Raw genomic sequence first — 17,272 nt, 5'->3', positions numbered from 1 at the left:
GGAGCGCATCTCGGGAGGCGGCGCCTCCGAGAGGGCCGCTCCCAGCGGCATCGAGGAGATCGATACCCTGGCGGGGGCCTTCGGGAGCATGGCCGAGCGCCTGGTCGAGAAGAATCGGGAGCTGGAGGGTAAAATCGAGGAGCTCCAGGGCGCGCTGGCCCGCATCCGGACCCTGAGCGGGCTGCTGCCCATCTGCGCCTCGTGCAAGCGCATTCGGGACGACAAGGGCTACTGGAACCAGCTCGAGGCCTACCTCCAGGCGCACTCCGAAGCCGAGTTCACCCACGGCATCTGTCCCGAGTGCCAGGAGGCCCTGTACCCGGGCCTGGTGCGGCGGAGCCCCCCCAGCAGCGACCCGAAGAAGGAACCGGCATGAAGCCGCGCATTACGGTCATCACCCTCGCCGTGGACGACCTGGAGCGGGCGGTCCGGTTCTACCGGGACGGCTTGGGGCTCCGGACGCCGGGCATCGTGGGGCGGGAGTTCGAGCACGGGGCGGTGGCGTTCTTCGACCTCGCCGGGGGCGTGAAGCTCGCCCTCTGGCCCCGCAGCAGCCTGGCCCACGACGTGGGGCTTCCCCCGGGGAGCCCCACGTCCACCGAGTTTGCCCTCGGGCACAACGTCACCAGCCGGGGCGAGGTCGACGCGGTGCTGGAGGAGGCGCAAAGGGCGGGGGCTGCGGTCATCGTGCCGGCCCGGGAGACCTTCTGGGGCGGGTATGCCGGCTACTTCCAGGACCCGGACGGACACCTCTGGGAGGTGGTGTGGAACCCGGCGCTCTTGCCGGAGGCGTGAGAACCGCTTAGGGCCCCATGAGGTGGAAGATCTCCCCGGACGCGTAGTCGAGGACGTGGAGCTCGCCGCCGCTTCCCTCGGCGAAGGACGAGATGTTGAGACCGCTCGGCACCAGCACCCGGGGCTCGCGGTTCCCGGGCGCGAGGCCCCAGACGGTGCCGCTGCAAAAGTCGCCGTATACGTAGGTTCCCGTCAGCGAGGGGATTCGGGTTCCCCGGTAGACGTACCCGCCGGTAACCGAGCAGCCCTCGGCGTGGGAGTACTCGGCCACCGGGTCCTCGAGCCCTACCGTGTCGCAGGTGGCGGCGCCAAAGCAGTGGGCTCCCTCCCGGACGTTCCAGCCGTAGTTTCTACCCACGAGCACCTGGTTTACTTCTTCCCACGCGCCCTGCCCCACGTCGCCGCACCAGAGTTCGCCGGTGGCCCGGTCGAAGCTCCAGCGCCAGGGGTTGCGAAACCCCCAGGCGAAGATCTCCGGCCGTCCCCCGCCCTGGGCGAAGGGGTTCCCCGGAGGAATGGCGTAGGGCGCTCCCGCGTCCACGTCGAGGCGCAGGAAGGCCCCGAGAAGGGTCTCGGTATCCTGCCCGTGGCCCAGGGGGTCGCCCCCGGACCCGCCGTCGCCGAGCCCCAGGTAGAGAAACCCGTCCGGCCCGAAGGCCGCGTGCCCGCCGTTGTGGTTGGCGAAGGGCTGGTCCACGGCCAGGAGGATCTCCTCCGTGGCCGGGTCCAGGGTGGCGCCGCCGTCCGTGCTGCGAAACCGGGAGAGGCGGGAAACCAGCGCCACGGCGCCGCCGGGACCCGGGGCCGTGTAGGAGAGGAATACTTCCCGGTTGGTCTGCCAGTCCGGGTGGAAGGCCAGGCCCAGCAGGCCCGCTTCGCCGGGAACGGCGTCCACCCGGTCTGAGATGTCCACGAACGTCGAGGGGGAGGCCGCTCCCGCAAGGAAGCTCCTCACCGTTCCCCCCTTTTCCACCACGAACCAGCGGCCCGCGTCCCCCGGCGCCTGAAGCGCCGCCACGGGGAGCTGGAAGGCGAGCCCGGGAAAGCTCGGCTCCAGGCGGAGCTCCTCGGGGAGCTCCGAGACCTGCGCTCGTCCGCTCCCCCCACTGCCGCACCCGAGCGGCGCGAGCAGCAGGAGGACGGGAAGGAGCGAGGCGTACCGTCGCCTGGAAATGGGGCGGGATGAGGTCATCGCAAGGCCCTCCACATTTGGACGGGGTGTCCCTGCGCTCCTCTCCTGGAGATCGGCGCGGAGGCATGGCCCGCATCCGCCCTCGGCGGCCGAGTTACACCGCCTGCACGTCGAACTTCGGGGGCTCGAGGATGTGCTTCTTCACCGAGCACTGATCCACGGTTCGCAGGATGGCCGCCCGGTACTTCTCGGGAAAGCCCTGGGGAAGGTGGATGCGAAGGCTCAGGGTCTCCACCCGGTGGGTTTCGGGGTTCCGGGCAGCGTCCAGGGTCACCCGCAGGCCGGCGGTGTCCAACTCCCGCTCCTGGCAGAAGCGCAGGGCGAAGAACCCGGCGCAGGTGCCGATCGAGGCGAGGAAGAGGTCGAAGGGGGCGGGCGCGGTGTTCCCTCCCCCGTTCTTCTCGGGTTGGTCGGTTCGAACCGTGAACCCCTTGAACTCGGCGTTAACCGCCGCGCCGCCGGGAAAGGTGATTTCCATGGGCATGGGACTTCCTCCTCCGAAGGGATGGGACGAACGACCTTGAGATGCGCCGGCCCGGGGCAAGGTTCCATATCCGTGGCCGCCGCGTTTGAACTTTTCCCAGAATGTGGAAAAGTGCACAGCAGGCCTGCGGGGAGACCGGGAACAGCCGCCTACCCGTTTCGAGGTCGCGCAGGGTGCGGTGCGCAGGATCGTACACCGTGACACGCGAGCAGCGAGAGGACGGCGATGAGTCCGAAAAGCCCGGCCGATTTCGGCGCCCCTACTGGATGGCACAGCCTCTCCGGCGAAGAGGTGCGCCGGCATTTCGAGGTTCCCGACGGCGGCCTCTCGGCCCAAGAGGCCCGGGAGCGCCTGGGGAGGCATGGGCCCAACCGCTTGCCTCCGCCCAAGAGGCGCGGGCCGCTCGTTCGTTTTCTGGCGCACTTTCACGACGTTCTCATCTACGTGCTCCTGGGGGCGGCGGTGGTCACCGCGCTCCTCGGGCACTGGCTCGACTTCGGCGTCATCCTGGGAGTCGTGGTCATCAACGCCCTGATCGGCTTCGTGCAGGAGGGCAAGGCGGAAAAGGCCCTGGACTCGATCCGTGCCATGCTCTCGCTCCACGCCTTTGTGGAGCGCGACGGCAAGAGAATCGAGGTGCCCGCCGAGGAGCTCGTGCCGGGAGATCTGGTGCATTTGCAGGCCGGCGACAAGGTCCCGGCCGACCTGCGCCTGGTGACGGTCAAGGACCTGCGGGTGGACGAGGCCATCCTGACCGGCGAGTCGGAGCCCGTGGGCAAGACGACCGAGGCGGCCGACGCGGGCGCGGTGGTGGGCGACCGCTTCGGCATGGCCTACTCGGGCACCGTAGTCACCTACGGGCGCGGCACCGGGGTGGTGGTGGCCACCGGGCAGGCCACGGAGATCGGCCGCATCAGCGAGATGCTCGCCACCGTGGAGACGCTCACCACGCCGCTCCTGCGCAAGATGGCCGTCTTTGCCCGGTGGCTCACCGTGGCGATCCTCGCCCTGGCGGGAGGCACCTTCGCCTTCGGGACCTTCGGGCGGGACTACACGGCGGTGGACATGTTCCTGGCCGCCGTGGGCCTGGTGGTGGCGGCCATCCCCGAGGGGCTGCCCGCCATCATCACCATCACGCTCGCCATCGGCGTGCAGCGCATGGCGCGGCGAAACGCCATCATCCGGCGCCTGCCGGCGGTGGAGACTTTGGGTGCGGTCACGGTGATCTGCTCGGACAAGACCGGCACGCTCACCCGCAACGAGATGATGGTCCAGTCGGTGGTGCATGCCGGCGCTCGCTTCGAGGTGGAGGGCAGCGGCTACGATCCCCACGGGGCGATCACCCGGGACGGCCGCGCGGTGGACGAGGAAGAGGACCCGCTCCTGGCGGAGCTGGGGCGGGCGGCCTTGCTCTGCAACGACGCCGACCTCGTGGAGCGCGACGGCCGGTGGCACGTGCAGGGGGACCCCACCGAGGGCGCGCTCCTGACCCTGGGGCGCAGGCTCGGCCTCGACCCCAAGACCGAGAACGACGCCCGGCCGCGCACCGACGTCATCCCCTTCGAGTCGGAGCACCGCTTCATGGCCACCCTGCACCACGACCACGAGGGCCGGGCGTTCGTCTACATCAAGGGCGCTCCGGAGAGGGTTCTCGAGATGTGCAGCTTCCAGCGCACCCCGGCGGGCGACGCGGCGCTCGACCGGGCGTTCTGGGAGCAGGCGGCCGGGGAGCTGGCCGACCGGGGGGAGCGGGTCCTGGCCCTGGCGCGGATGCCCGCGCCGGGGAACCGGCGCGACCTCACCTTCGCGGATGTGGAGGAGGGAGGCACCCTGCTCGGCCTGGCCGGCATCACCGACCCGCCGCGGCCGGAAGCCGTGGAAGCCGTGGCCGCCTGCCGCAGCGCCGGCATCCGGGTCAAGATGATCACCGGCGACCACGCCCGCACCGCGCTCGCCATCGGCGCCCGCATGGGGATCGGCGATGGGAAGCGGGTGGTGGCCGGGCCGGACCTGGAGGGCGCCTCCGATGCCCAGCTGCGCCGCTGGGTGCGGGAGGTCGACGTCTTCGCCCGCTCCAGCCCGGAGCACAAGCTGCGCCTCGTGGAAGCCCTGCAGGCCGAAGGCGAGGTAGTGGCCATGACCGGCGACGGGGTCAACGACGCCCCGGCCCTCAAGCGGGCCGACGTGGGCGTGGCCATGGGCATCAAGGGGACCGAGGTCTCCAAGGAGGCCGCCGAGATGGTGCTGGCCGACGACAACTTCGCCTCCATCGCCCACGCGGTGGAAGAGGGGCGCACGGTCTACGACAACATCCGCAAGGCCATCACCTTCGTCCTGCCGACGAACGGGGGCGAGGCCCTGATGCTGCTCGCGGCCATCGCCCTGGGGCGCACCCTGCCCATCACCCCCGTCCAGATCCTCTGGATCAACATGATCACCGCCGTCACCCTGGCCCTGTCGCTCGCCTTCGAGCCGCCCGAGGCGGACATCATGAAGCGCCCGCCCCGGGCGCCCCGGGAGCCCATCTTGTCCTTCTTTCTCGGCTGGCGCGTGTTCTACGTGTCCCTCATCCTCCTGGCCGGGACCTTCGGCCTCTTCCTCTACGAGCGGGGGGCCGGGGCCGAGATCGAGCGGGCCCGCACCGTGGCGGTCAATACGCTGGTGATGTTCGAGGCCTTCTACCTCCTCAACTGCCGGTACCTGCACCGGTCGGTGCTCTCCCGCGAGGGGCTCTTGGGCAACCGCCTGGCACTGGCGGCCATCGCGGTGGTGATCGCCCTGCAACTGTTCTTCACCTACGCGCCCCCCATGCAGACCCTCTTCGCCACCGCCCCGCTGGACGCCGCGGCCTGGCTGCGGGTGGTGCTCGTGGCCTCCTCGGTCTTCGTCCTGGTGGAGGCGGAGAAGCTCCTCTTTCGCGGGGCGCACCGGCGCCGGGGGTGAACCGGGCCTAGCGGGTCCAGGCCTTTGAGGGGGACCGCTTGCGCGTCAAGCCCCGGTGTGCCCGGCCGTCGGTGCGGTGGCTGCCACCGCCGGGGCCCGGCTGTTTCGACCCGGACGCCTTGGTGGGCGGCGGCATGGGTTCGGCGACGCCGCTCGAGCTCGGGAGGTGAGGAACTGCCGAGGATTCGGAGTCTACGAGACCGAGCGACTCCCCGGGAGGCGGCCTTCCGCTCAAAAGCTGAGCGTCGGCGTCTCGAGCGACGCTCCCGAGAGGGCGGACGGCGTGCGGCGGTCGGACTCCCGGGGGTGCGCCCGAGAGTTTCGGTGAAGACCGGCCCGCGTCGCCTGCAAGACCGAACCTCAGCCTCCCGAGGGACGCGCCTTTCTCCCGAACGCCACGCCGAGCTTCCTCATCCGGTGCCGCAGGGTTCCGGGGTTGACCCCGAGGAGGTCGGCGGCCCCGCCCTTGCCCCCCACTCGCCCGCCGGATGCGGCCAAAGCACGACGAATGGCTGCCGCCTCCGACTCTTGTAGGGGGATCACCCGGCTTTCCTCGACCCGCGGCGCCAAGGCTTTCTTCGCGGGCGCTCCCCCGAGCTCACGGAACTCGAGGGGCTCTCCGCGAGAAAGGATGAGCGCCCGCTCGACCGCGTTCTCCAGCTCCCGCACGTTTCCAGGCCACCGGTAGCCGAGCAGGCGATCGAGAGCGCCCTCGGCCAGGGACGGAACGTGGCGCAGCGCCATCTGTCTGCCCTTCACCCAAAGGAAGTGGTCGACCAGCGCCGGAATGTCTTCCGGCCGCTCCCGAAGCGGGGGGACGAGGAGCGGAAAGACGCTCAGCCGGAAGTAGAGGTCCTCCCGAAAGCGCCTCTCCGAGACCATCTGGGCAAGGTCCCGGTGGGTGGCGGCAACGACCCGGATATCGACCGAGAGGGTCTGCGTGCCTCCCACCCGCTCGAACTGCTTCTCCTGGAGCACCCGCAGGAGGCGGGTCTGGGCCTCGAGGGGCAGCTCCCCCACCTCGTCCAGGAAGATCGTCCCCCCGTGGGCCCGCTCGAAGAAACCCTTGCGCTGCGTCACGGCTCCCGTGAACGCACCCCTCTCGTGCCCGAAGAGCTCGCTGTCGAAGAGCGTCTCGGGGATTGCGCCGCAGTTCACCGCGACGAACGGCCCCCCGGCGCGCCGCGAGCGGCGCCAGATGGCTCGAACGATGAGCTCCTTTCCCGTGCCCGTCTCCCCCACGAGGAGCACGGGGCTGTCCAGAGGTGCCACGCGGTCGACCTGGCTCATCACCTCGCGTAGGCCCAAATCGGCTCCGACGATCTCGCCCGGCGGACCTTCCTTGAGCCGCTCCCGCAGGTCCCGGTTGTCTTGGGAGAGGAGATCCTGGAGCCGGAGCATCTGGAGGTAGCGGCGGTAGTTCGAGAGGGCGATGGAGGCGGGCTCGTTCAAGAGTGACCAGAGCTCCGCGTGCTCGGCCGTGTAGCGCCCCCTTCCGGCGGCTCGCACGAGGATCAAGCCGATGCTCTTTTCGTCGAGGAAGAGGAAGCCGAGCATCACGCTCGACGGGGGCCACCCGAGAGCGCTCCCGAGGCCTCGCAGGGTGCGTCCGAGCCCGCCCGACTCCAGCGCGCTCGCGTCCTCCGCGACCATCACATGCGCGCGATGGAGCAAGTACACGGGGCCTGCTCCCTCGTCCCCCCAGACGTACGCCTTCAGCTCGGACGCATCGAGGGGCAGGTAGGCATGCTCCCCAATCTGTCGGGCGGACTTGGGGTTGCGCCGTGACTCGGCCAGGACCCGGCGCACCTCCGGGTCCAGCGCAAACTTGACGCTGCGTACGTGCCCGCCCGCCGAGTCCGCGGTGGCGAGCACCTCGGCAAGTCCCAGAGCCACGTCGTAGTCGAGCACCAAGATCTCGTCGGCCGGCAGCACCCCTCGAACGTAGAGGAAGCACTGCGCAAGGGCCTTCTCGATCTCGAGGCTCCCGCACAGGCGCAGGGCCGCCTCCCGAAAGAACTCGTTCTTGTCCATCGTCGCCACCTCTCGCCCCTTCCCCACCTCCCCGTGTCGTCCACGACAGTCTACCTGCCCAAGTGTCAAATACGACATCCCGTCGCTCCCACATGCGGCAGTCCGTCCGGCTCATCCAGCCTAAGTAGCTGAATCCACTAGGGTCACGCCGTATGGCACGTCGGGTGCAGCAAGCCAGACCAAGACATCCCCCTGAAAGGGCATGCGAGGCTCGAGCCGCAACGCGAGGGAAGCCATGCACAGAGAATCGCCACCAACTCCGGCGGTACCCCGCATCCTGGTCGGTACAAGGATGCCCCGCTCCGTGACGGGTCAAGCTTCCCTGTCCGCGGCGGTACCCGAGTCGGCCTTAGAGGCCCCGGGGTTCCACCTGGTTGAGGCCGCCGTCCGGTTCGCCCGGGTGGCCCGGAGGCACCGGTCCCGAGTCTGGGTGTCCAAGGGCGGAGAAACGGCGGACGCGAAGAGCCCGCTGGAGCTCCTTGCACTCGGCGACTTCGAGGGATCGGTCATTCGTGTGCGGGTGGTCGGCCCCGACGCCCAGAGCACATTTTTGGAGCTCGACGGCTTCCTCGGGCCGAGTCTGGTTCACGGGTTTCCCCCGAGACAAGAGAGAGGTGAACCGTGAAGCACCAAGAGGCGCCGGAGAAGAAACCCGTCAACCCGGCGCAGGCATCCCCCCACGCGCAGCACCCGCCCCTCTCGGAGGAGCACTTCGCCGAAAGCCTCCACTCGGTCGTGCGGCGTTATGCCGCGGAGGCCGCCTCGGGTGCGGCCCTCCTCCGCGAAGGCGAGACGCCCGAGGTGCGACTGTCCACGGCCAGGCAACTCCACAGCTTCCTGGAGTGGCTGCTCGCGCGCTGCTTCGGCGAGCACGCGCCGCCGCTGCCGTCCCCCGCTTTTCTGGGGGAGAGCGAGCGCCGGCTCATCCTGGAAACGGCGGAAACGCTCGGCCGGGAGATCCTGGGCCCTTCTCCGACGGTCCCCAGAGGGCGCGTAATCGTCCGCCTCGTGCTGGACCGGTGCAGCGGGGCGCCCTGCGCCGCCCAGGGGACCGGGCCGGACGCGCCGCCCACCTGCCCGGGCCCGGACGGCGGAGCACGCCGTCCCGGGGAGGTCGGCCACCTCTGCATCGGAGGGCCGATCCGCTCGTGAAGAGTCCCAAGTGGCGGTGAAGGCCACCGCCTCCTGCATCCATCGTCCAGAGCCCAACGCAGACAAGAGGAGCATCCATCATGAAAGGCCGTCTCCCCTCCATCCCAAAGAGCCTGGCCGCGTCGCTTCTGGCTCTTTCCCTGGTGTCCTGCACCGGGGAGCCGCACAAGACCGAACCCGCCCCCGAGGCCGTACCCGTAACCGTGGGGAGGGTGCAGCACGTCCAGGAACGGGAACGAATCGCGGTGAGCGGGACCGTCTCCGCGCCCAACGCACCGATCGCCGTGTCGTTTCTCGTCTCCGGACGAGTCGAGCTCGTGGGCCCTCGCGAGGGCGAATACGTGAAGAAGGGACAGGTTCTCGCCCGGATCGACCCCACCGACTTCGACCTCGCCGTGAAGACCGCCGCAGCCCAGATGGCGAGCGCCCAGGCGGCCATGGAGAAGGCGCTGCACTCCGTCCGCCCGGAGAGCCTGGAGCAGGCCCGCATCGCGTTCGAGCGCGCCGAAGACGAGCACCGCCGGATGAAGATGCTCTACGACTCCAAGAGCCTGGCGCCGAACGACTACGAGAAGTTCCGGGCCGCATTCGAGTCGGCCAGGCAGCAGTATGAACAGGCGAAGGCGGGCGGCCAGAAGGAGGACAAGGACCTGGCGACGGCCGCATACAACCAGGCGGCCGCGCAGCTCGAGGTCGTCCGCAAGGCGCTCTCCGACGCGACACTCTCTGCCCCCGCCAACGGCCACATCGCAAAGCGGCTGATCGAACCCGGCGCCACCGCCTCCGCGGGGCATCCCGTGTTCGAGATCGTCCAGATCGACCCCGTGGAGGTAAACGTCGGCGTGCCGGAGACCGACGTGTACCACGTCCGGCTCGGGCAGAAGGTGGAGGTGACGGTTCCCGCCCTCCCGGGGAGGTCCTTCGAGGGCACGGTGCGCGTCGTCAACGTATCCGCCGACCCCAACACCCGAACCTACATGGCCCGGATCACCGTGCCGAACCCGCAGCACGTGCTGCGGATCGGGATGGTCGCGGAAGCGCGCATCCTCGGAACCGAGACGAAGTCCATGATGACGCTCCCGGGGGAGGCGGTGGTGCGCGATCCCCAGGGGGCGACCCAGGTCTTCGTCTACTACCCCGACCAGAGCCGCGTCTACGCCAAACGGGTGGAGATCGGCGTCCTGATCCATCGCGACGTGGAGATCCGGAGCGGACTCTCCGGCACCGAGCTCGTCGTCCTGGCCGGGCAGACAAGGCTCCGGGACGGTCTGGTCGTGGCCGCCACGGAACAGCCGGCCGACCGGCATTCCAGCCGGCTCGCGGAGAGGAACTAAGCCATGAATCCGATCCAGTTCCCGCTCCGCTATCCGCCCGTCACCCTCATCCTCACGGCCCTGGTCGTGGCGGTGGGCCTCCACGCCTTCCTCAAGATGCAGCGAACGGAAGACCCGACCATCACCATCCGGACCGGTATCGTGGCCGCCATGTACCCGGGAGCCACCTCCGAGCAGGTGGAGAAGCAGGTCACCAAGACCCTGGAGGAGCACATCTTCAAGTTCCCCGAGGTCCGCAAGGAAAAGACCTATTCCACGAGCCGCCCCGGCGTCGCCATCATCAACGTAGAGCTCGAGGACAACATCAAGAACTCGGACCAGTTCTGGGCGAAGCTGCGCCACGAGATGAACCTGGTGCGCGCCACCAAGCTCCCCGACGGGGTCAGGGGGCCGGTGGTGGACTCCGATTTCGGGGACACGGTCGCGATGCTCGTCGCGGTGCACGGAAAGCGGTACGGATACCGGGAGCTTCGGGATTTCGCAGACAAGATCCGCGACGAGATGCGCACCGTTCGCGACGTGGGGAAGCTCGTCACCTACGGAAAGCAGAGCGAGGAGATCTGGATCACCAGCAGCCTGGAGAGGATCGCGCAGTATTTCGCCGACCCGCGGCAGGTGGCAAATGCCCTCGTGCAGCGAAACGTGATCGACAGCGCCGGTCACTTCGAGGCCGACCGGTCGAAGGTCCCCATGAGGACCACCGGAGTCTTCAACACCGAAGACGAAATCCGAAACGTCCTCGTGGACGTGTCCCGGGATGGCCACCCGACCTACATCAAGGACTTCGCCGACGTCGAGCGCCGCTATGAGGATCCCACCTTCCTGGTGCGCTACAACGGCGAGCCGTCCTTGCTCCTCTCCGTGGAGATGCAGAAGGGACGAAACATCGTCGAGCTCGGCGAAAAGCTCGAAGCGGTCTTTGAGCGCCTGAGGGTTCTCCTTCCCCCCGACGTTGAGCTGGACCTGGTTGCGAACCAGCCCGGGGTCGTCAAGGAGCGGATCTCGGACCTCACCCACGAGTTCCTGCTGGCCATCGGTTCCGTCATCCTGGTCACGATCCTCCTGCTCCCCTTCCGGGTGGCTCTCATCGCGGCCCTGGCCATCCCGGTCACCCTGTGCGCCACCCTCGGCGTCATGAACGCCCTGGGGATCGCCCTGCATCAGGTCTCCATCGCCGGGCTCATCGTGGTGCTCGGCATCGTGGTGGACGACGCCATCGTGATCGCCGACAACTACGTCGAGCTCCTGGACCGGAAGGTGCCGCGCATCGAGGCGGCCTGGAGGGGCGCCACCGAGGTCGTCGTGCCCGTCCTCACGGCGACCGTGACGATCATCTGCTCGTTCCTGCCGCTCCTCATCATCACCGGCTCTGCCGGGGAGTTCATCGCGGCCCTCCCCATCACCGTGGCGATTGCGCTCGCGGTCTCCTTCGTCGTGGCGGTCATGCTGACCCCGCTCCTTTGCCGAACCTTCATCAAGAAGGGGCTGCACGACCACGACGCCGCGCCGGCGGGAGGCAAGGAGAAGGTGAGCCTGCTCGACCGGCTCCAGGGGGTCTACGCGATCCTGATCCACGTCTTCATGAACCGGAAGTGGCTGGGCCTCACCCTCGGCGGCAGTGCCTTTGCCCTGGGGGTGGCGCTCTTCACTTTCGTGCCCCAGCAGTTCTTCCCCTCGGCCGAGCGCAACCAGTTCGTAATCGACGTGTGGATGCCCCAGGGAACGCGCATCGAGGCAACCGACGCGGTCCTGCGGCGCATCGAAGGCGCCCTGGGGTCGAGCAAGGGGGTCTCCAACTACGCGACGTTCGTCGGCCAGAGCGCCCCCCGGTTCTACTACAACGTCAATCCGCAGCAGCCCGACGCCGCCTACGGGCAGTTCATCGTCAACACGGCCTCGGTCAAGGACACCGCCCGCCTGGTGCCGGAGCTGCGCCGGTCGCTGACGGCCCTGGCGCCCGAGGCCATGGTGATCGTGAAGGAGCTCCAACAGGGCTCCCAGATGGAGGCGCCCGTCGAGGTGCGGATCTCGGGGGACGACATCGGGGAGCTCCAGCGGCTGGGGGAGAAGGTGCAGGAGATCCTGGAAGACGTGCCGGCTTCCCAGTACGTGCACCGGGACTACTTCAACGACTCGTACCGGGTGGACGTGAAGGTCGACAACGAGCTGGCAAACCGGCTGGGGATCGCGGAGGCCACGGTGTCGCAGACGCTCTTCGGGGCGTTCGACGGCGCGCCGGTGAGCACCTTCTGGGAAGGCGACCGCGCCGTGAGCATCAAGCTGCGGCTCGACCCGGCCGCACGCTCGTCCTTCGGCGACGTGGGCGACACCTACCTCACCTCGGAGCTGACCCGCGCCAGGGTTCCGCTGCGAGCCGTTGCCCAGCTCGCGCCGGAGTGGCAGACGAGCCGGATCGTCCGGCGAAACGGCGTGCGCACCCTGACCGTGCGCGCCTTCGCCAAGCCGGGGTTCTACGCCTCGAAGATCCTGGAGCAGGTGAGGCCGCAGATCGAAGCGCTCCCCTTGCCGGCGGGCTACCGGATCTACTACGGGGGCGAAAAGGACAATCAGGACGAGACCTTCCCCCAGATGATGGTGGCCTTGGCCATCAGCCTTCTCGCGATCTTCCTCGTCCTCTTGGTGCAGTTCCGGAGCGTCTCGGATCCCCTCGTGGTGATGGCGTCGATCCCGCTGACCCTGTTTGGGGCGGTCCTCGGGCTGATCATCACCCACAACCCCTTCGGATTCACGGCCTTCATGGGGATGATCGCCCTGTGCGGGATCGTGGTGAGAAACGGCATCATACTGGTCGACTACTGCAACGAACGGGTCGCCGAGGGAGAGACCCTGGAACAGGCCGCCCGGGACGCGGGCGCGCGGCGGCTGCGGCCCATCTTCCTCACCACCATGGCCGCAGCCGTGGGGGTCACGCCCATGATCCTTTCCGGGTCGAGCCTCTGGAGCCCGCTGGCGAGCGTGATCGCCTTCGGCTTGGTGTTCTCGATGTTCTTCACCCTCCTGGTCGTTCCGGTCATCTTCGTGGTCATCAAGTCCCGTTCGACCACGCGCCAGACGAGCCCCGCGAGCGCCGTCGCGGCGGCGGCGGGGATCGCGCTGTGCCTCGTTCTCGGGGCGGGAAGGCAGGCCTCTGCGGAGCCGGTGCAGCGCACCCTGACGCTCCCGGAGGCGGTCGAAACCGCTCTGCAAGAGAACGCCCTGCTGAAGATCGGCCGGACAAGGGTATCGGAGCACGACGAGAAGATCGTGAGCGCGAAGTCCCAGTACTTTCCGCAACTCACCAACACGACACGGTACGTGCACCTGTCCGACGAACAGAGAGTTTCGATTCCCGCCGGAAGCCTGGGACAGGTCGCGGGAAGCCCCTTTCCGGATCGCAACGTCGATATCAAGCAGAGTGACTCCACGATCCTGTACAACGAAACGACCCTCGCCCAGCCGACGACGCAGCTCCTGAAGATCCATGCGGCCAACCAGATTGCGCGTGCAGACCGGGGCTTTGCGAAAGCCGAGCTGACGAAGGCGGAAAACGAGACGGTCCTCGCCGTGCATCAGCTCTATTACGAGCTGCTGGTGGCCTACAAGGCAAGGGACGCCGCCCAGGCCTCGCTCGCTGCCGCGCAGGAGAATCTGCGGGAAGCCGAGGACGGGGTCAGGACCGGGAACCTGCTCGAGGTCGCCGTCATCACGGCCAGGGCCCACCTGCTCCAGCGCCGGCAGGAGCTTCTCTCGGCGGACAACCACATCGCCGACGTCACCTCGGAGCTCAACGATCTGCTCGGCTTCCCGAGAGACGACCTCCTGGAAGTGACGGAAGCGGGCTTTCCGGAGCTCCCGGAGGCGCCGAAGGACGCGTCCTATCAGGAGGCCCGGGCCCGGAACGCAGACCTCCTCGCCGCCCGGGAGACCGTGGAGAAGTCCCGCCATGCGGTGAAGGCGGCCCGGTACGAGTACATCCCCGACGTCACGCTCTTCTACCGCCACGGCTATCAGGACGGAGTGGCCTTCCTGGAGGACCACGTGGACATGGTGGGCGTGGAGGCGACCTGGAACGTGTTCGACTGGGGCAAGCGCAGGGGAGACGTCGGCCAGCGGCGCGCCCAGCAGTCGCAGGCAGAGCAGAACCTGGCTCGGCTCGACAAGAGGGTCGGGATCGAGATCGACAAGGTGTACCGGAAGCTGGAGCGCGACCGGAAGGTCGTGGACGCCGCCCGCGAGGCGCTCGCCATGTCCCAGGAAGATGCCCGGCTCAGCGAAAACCGCCTCGCGGCCGGGACGGTGACGGCGGCCCGGCACGCCGAGACCGTCGCGGCGCTGAAGAAGGCAGAAATGGATCGGTTGCAGGCGGAGCTGGGGTATCGACTCACGCGGGCGGAGTTGGAGCGTCTCAAGGGGGGGCTCGCGAGAGGTCGGTAGGGCATCGGCACCCCAAGGCAGCGCCCCAACGCATCGTCAAGACAAGGAGACGAGGATGAATCCGCAACTCGGCAAGCTCTCTGAGTTCCTCGACGGACTCGCAAAGCTCTTCAACCCACCCCACCGGCCGCGGAAGAACGAGGGTTCGGTCCCGGCCGAGCCGGCCCGTGAGGCCCCCGACGCCGACGCCGTCGGGAAGCGCCTGGACCAGGCCGTGGCCCAAGTCAAGGAAGCGGCAGAACGGCTGCGGCACGAGACCGAGAGCGGCTTCGCCGCGCGGATGGCTGCGCAGAGCGCCTCGGACCAAGAGCGACGGAGCGAGCAGGAGCAGGCGCGCAAGGAGGCCCACGCCCGGATCTGGAAAGAAATCCTCCTCCTCCACGGGAACCTGAACACCGGCCTCGGGGAAGAAGACCTGAGCAGGGGCCAGACCGTGCTCCAGGAGGTGGACGAGATCCTCGCCGGCAAGCGGTACCAGGGCATGGAACAGGCGGTGCGGGCGGCAGCGATCAAGCGCCTCGCCGGCGAGTGCAAGGGGATCGCCTGGCACCTCCTGCACCAGCGCATGGAGGAGCGCGGGCTCACTTGGCCCGATCCCACGGGGCTCTCGCCGTGGGCGGATGAGAAGGACATTGCCGGCGCCCGGGAGCGAGAGCATGCGGAGACCGAGGAAGAGTTCAAGTCGGCCTCCGCGGGGCGTTGCGCGGACCGGATGTACGGAGTCGTGACCGCCTGGAAGGGCCACTATCCCAGCCCCGACTCCTCGCCCTGGAAGCGCACGGTCATCGAAGCCGTCGGGTATGGGATCTTCGCGCACCTGGTCGCCGCAGCGGTTCGGGAGGTGCGGGGTGCCGAGGCGGAGCTCAAGTCCACCTTCGCGGACCTGGCCGGCGAGCAGCTGGCCGCGGTGCAGGGCGCCCTGGAAAAGGGCGTCCACTCGGCCTCCGAGGCCGACGAGCTGCTTCGCGCCGTGCGGCACATCTCCGAGGAGGTCCTGCCCGAGCTGGTGTGGAACCGGGTGCAGCAGATCGTCTACGCGACCGCAGAGCAGATGGCGGCGGGAGGCGCCTAGCAGGGTGGGGGTAAACCCCTCCGTGGGTCTTTCCGCACCCTGCCAGAGAGGAGCAAGCCATGTTGTCCAACACTTCGAGCGGCCCCGGTGAGCGCCGCAGGTGGATCGTGCCCACCGTCTTCCTGATCTTGGCGGCCGCCACGGCGAACCTGGTGGCCCGGGCGGGCCAACCGCTCACCGTCTCTTCCATCGACATCGTCTTCTTGCTGGCCCTGGCGATCGTGACGGGCATGTACGTCATCCTCGCCCGCGGCGATGGCCAGCCTGGGTCCGGTTCCGAACAAGAGCCTCCGGGGCACGGAGGTCGCGGGTCGGCGCCGCCGGAAGGCATACCCAACGAGAACATGCCCGCCGGCGCCGCCGCGAGGGGGGCATAGAGACAGGGGGCAGCGGAGCGTTGAAAGCCCGGGGAAGCCCGGGGAAGCTCGGTCAACGAGCGCGCTCGCGCAGCCGGCCCCAGACAAGAAAGGGGATCCGCCATGAAATACATCATGTTCCGCCACGACGGGATGGAGGAATTCGTGATCTTCTCCGACGCGCTGTGTCACTCGGACGTCGCCCACCACCTGCGGGGCGAACAGGTCTCCTCCGCGGGCTTCGTCGTGTTTGGGGAAGCAGGGGGTGTTCAGTGCTACGGCGAGTCCCTGAGCCTGGGCCTCAAGAGTCGAGGCCAGGAGGATGCGTTGAGAATCTCCGCATACAACGAGGCATTTTCCTGAACGGGGCACAGCACGTTTCAGCGCTGGCGCTCAGTGTCCAGGCGCTCACGGAAGTGGTGCCCCACCTTGTCCCCGTTGTCGGCAGGCAACCCTGAGAGCAGAGAGGTGACAGATGAAAACCCCGGAAGAGAGCGTGTGTGTGATTCATATGAACGATGGCACCAAGCTGACGTTCCAGTTCCCTCCACAGGTCGGCCCCGAGATGATCGGCATCGAGCTGGAGAAAGCCCTGAATGCGCGAATGCTTGCCGCAGAATTGGACGGGAGTCTCGTGATGATCCCCACCACGAGCATCAAGTCCGTGCAGGTTACGCCGGCTCCAACGCCCCTGCCGAGGTTCGTCATCCACCGCGCCACCTTCTACGGGAAGGGCTGAGTGGAGACTTCGTCCGCGGGGGAACGGGCGGTGGATCGCGCCGGCAGCTGGCAGCCCGTTTCCCGGGGCTGTGCATGCCGCCTGCTAGTTGAAGCCTGCCCGGGGAGGTGAGGTTGGAGATGCAGCACCTAGCAGCACAAGGTCCTTTCGTTGGCGTCGGCTCGACGAGGGAGCGTCCAGGAATGTACCGCCGCAGCAGGCTCGCGCCATGGGCCGCCCTCTCGGCCGGCCTGGTCCTGCTGGCGGCAGGCGCGGCGGGCGCCACGGCGGGCCCCTATGCGTACCCCTTCGACGACCGTTGGGTCGCCACGGTGATCGGCACGCCCCGCGAACTGCAAGCGCCGGGACCGGATCTGAAGGACGTGCCGTTCCAGACCGTGCAGCTCACGGTGTTTCCGGATCGCGAGATCCCCGCCGTGCTCTTCTACATCGGGAAGCTCAAGCTGGGCTTCGCGCCCCAGAGGAGGAAGGCACCGCTGGTGGTGGTCATCGCCGGCACCGGCGGCGACCACCGCACGGGCAAGGTCGAGGGGCTGACCCGGTACCTGTGGCAGGCGGGCTACCACGTCCTCACGATCCCCTCGCCCACCCACCCCAACTTTCTCGTCACGGCGTCCACCACCATGGTGCCCGGCGACGCCGAGGGCGACGCCCGGGACCTCTACCGCGTGATGCGGCTCGCCTGGGAAACGCTCAAGGGAAGGGTGGAAGTCACGGAGTTCTACCTCACGGGCTAC

General features: G+C 68.4%; 15 protein-coding genes. 12 read left to right on the top strand and 3 right to left on the bottom strand.

Translation table 11 applies throughout. The annotated features are described in order from the left end of the window. Positions 1-376: hypothetical protein (locus AB1578_08995; GenBank protein ID MEW6488039.1), on the top strand; the 376-nt coding region annotated here is incomplete at its 5' end. Then, positions 373-795 carry a VOC family protein gene (locus tag AB1578_08990; GenBank protein ID MEW6488038.1) on the top strand — a complete coding sequence of 141 codons (423 nt, stop codon included), beginning with the start codon at positions 373-375 and terminating at the stop codon, positions 793-795. The genes AB1578_08995 and AB1578_08990, both read left to right, overlap by 4 nt. 7 nt (positions 796-802) lie before the next feature. On the opposite strand, the gene AB1578_08985 is transcribed toward AB1578_08990, so the two are convergent. Together AB1578_08985 and AB1578_08980 are read right to left on the bottom strand one after the other, a co-directional pair. After that, a complete protein-coding gene (locus AB1578_08985; GenBank protein MEW6488037.1) occupies positions 803-1,987 on the bottom strand; it encodes a PQQ-dependent sugar dehydrogenase in 1,185 nt (394 codons plus the stop codon). Positions 1,988-2,081: 94 nt separating this feature from the next. Then, complete coding sequence (locus AB1578_08980; protein MEW6488036.1) at positions 2,082-2,471, bottom strand: OsmC family protein; 390 nt, start codon at positions 2,469-2,471, stop codon at positions 2,082-2,084. Between the two features lie 225 nt (positions 2,472-2,696). Here AB1578_08980 and AB1578_08975 point away from each other — a divergent pair, with 225 nt between their 5' ends. Further along, positions 2,697-5,414 (top strand): cation-transporting P-type ATPase, encoded by a 2,718-nt coding sequence (locus tag AB1578_08975; GenBank protein ID MEW6488035.1) that lies wholly within the window; start codon positions 2,697-2,699, stop codon positions 5,412-5,414. A 360-nt stretch (positions 5,415-5,774) separates the two neighbouring features. On the opposite strand, the gene AB1578_08970 is transcribed toward AB1578_08975, so the two are convergent. Then, entirely contained in the window at positions 5,775-7,448 is a 1,674-nt protein-coding gene (locus tag AB1578_08970) for a sigma 54-interacting transcriptional regulator (protein ID MEW6488034.1), read from the bottom strand. A 202-nt stretch (positions 7,449-7,650) separates the two neighbouring features. Here AB1578_08970 and AB1578_08965 point away from each other — a divergent pair, with 202 nt between their 5' ends. The 9 genes from AB1578_08965 to AB1578_08925 all read left to right on the top strand — a co-directional run. Then, positions 7,651-8,073 carry an HPr family phosphocarrier protein gene (locus tag AB1578_08965; GenBank protein ID MEW6488033.1) on the top strand — a complete coding sequence of 141 codons (423 nt, stop codon included), beginning with the start codon at positions 7,651-7,653 and terminating at the stop codon, positions 8,071-8,073. Further along, the gene (locus AB1578_08960) at positions 8,070-8,600 is read left to right on the top strand and encodes a hypothetical protein (GenBank protein MEW6488032.1); all 531 of its coding nucleotides are present in this window, start codon (positions 8,070-8,072) and stop codon (positions 8,598-8,600) included. The genes AB1578_08965 and AB1578_08960 overlap by 4 nt, the downstream gene beginning before the upstream one ends. 80 nt (positions 8,601-8,680) lie before the next feature. Continuing rightward, positions 8,681-9,934 (top strand): efflux RND transporter periplasmic adaptor subunit, encoded by a 1,254-nt coding sequence (locus AB1578_08955; GenBank protein MEW6488031.1) that lies wholly within the window; start codon positions 8,681-8,683, stop codon positions 9,932-9,934. A gap of 3 nt (positions 9,935-9,937) precedes the next feature. After that, positions 9,938-14,368 (top strand): efflux RND transporter permease subunit, encoded by a 4,431-nt coding sequence (locus tag AB1578_08950; protein ID MEW6488030.1) that lies wholly within the window; start codon positions 9,938-9,940, stop codon positions 14,366-14,368. 55 nt (positions 14,369-14,423) lie between these two features. Beyond that, positions 14,424-15,440, top strand: coding sequence for a hypothetical protein (locus tag AB1578_08945; protein MEW6488029.1), 1,017 nt, complete (start codon positions 14,424-14,426; stop codon positions 15,438-15,440). A 59-nt stretch (positions 15,441-15,499) separates the two neighbouring features. Next, the gene (locus tag AB1578_08940) at positions 15,500-15,817 is read left to right on the top strand and encodes a hypothetical protein (GenBank protein MEW6488028.1); all 318 of its coding nucleotides are present in this window, start codon (positions 15,500-15,502) and stop codon (positions 15,815-15,817) included. A gap of 102 nt (positions 15,818-15,919) precedes the next feature. After that, a complete protein-coding gene (locus AB1578_08935) occupies positions 15,920-16,159 on the top strand; it encodes a hypothetical protein (GenBank protein ID MEW6488027.1) in 240 nt (79 codons plus the stop codon). Between the two features lie 112 nt (positions 16,160-16,271). Beyond that, positions 16,272-16,535: a hypothetical protein gene (locus AB1578_08930; protein MEW6488026.1), complete on the top strand. Its 264-nt coding sequence runs from the start codon at positions 16,272-16,274 to the stop codon at positions 16,533-16,535. A gap of 182 nt (positions 16,536-16,717) precedes the next feature. Beyond that, the coding region (locus tag AB1578_08925) for an alpha/beta hydrolase (protein MEW6488025.1) at positions 16,718-17,272 on the top strand (555 nt) is incomplete at its 3' end.

This window comes from Thermodesulfobacteriota bacterium, assembly GCA_040756475.1.
GTDB lineage: Bacteria > Desulfobacterota > Deferrisomatia > Deferrisomatales > JACRMM01 > JBFLZB01.
This window is presented reverse-complemented; position numbering and strand designations above follow the sequence as displayed.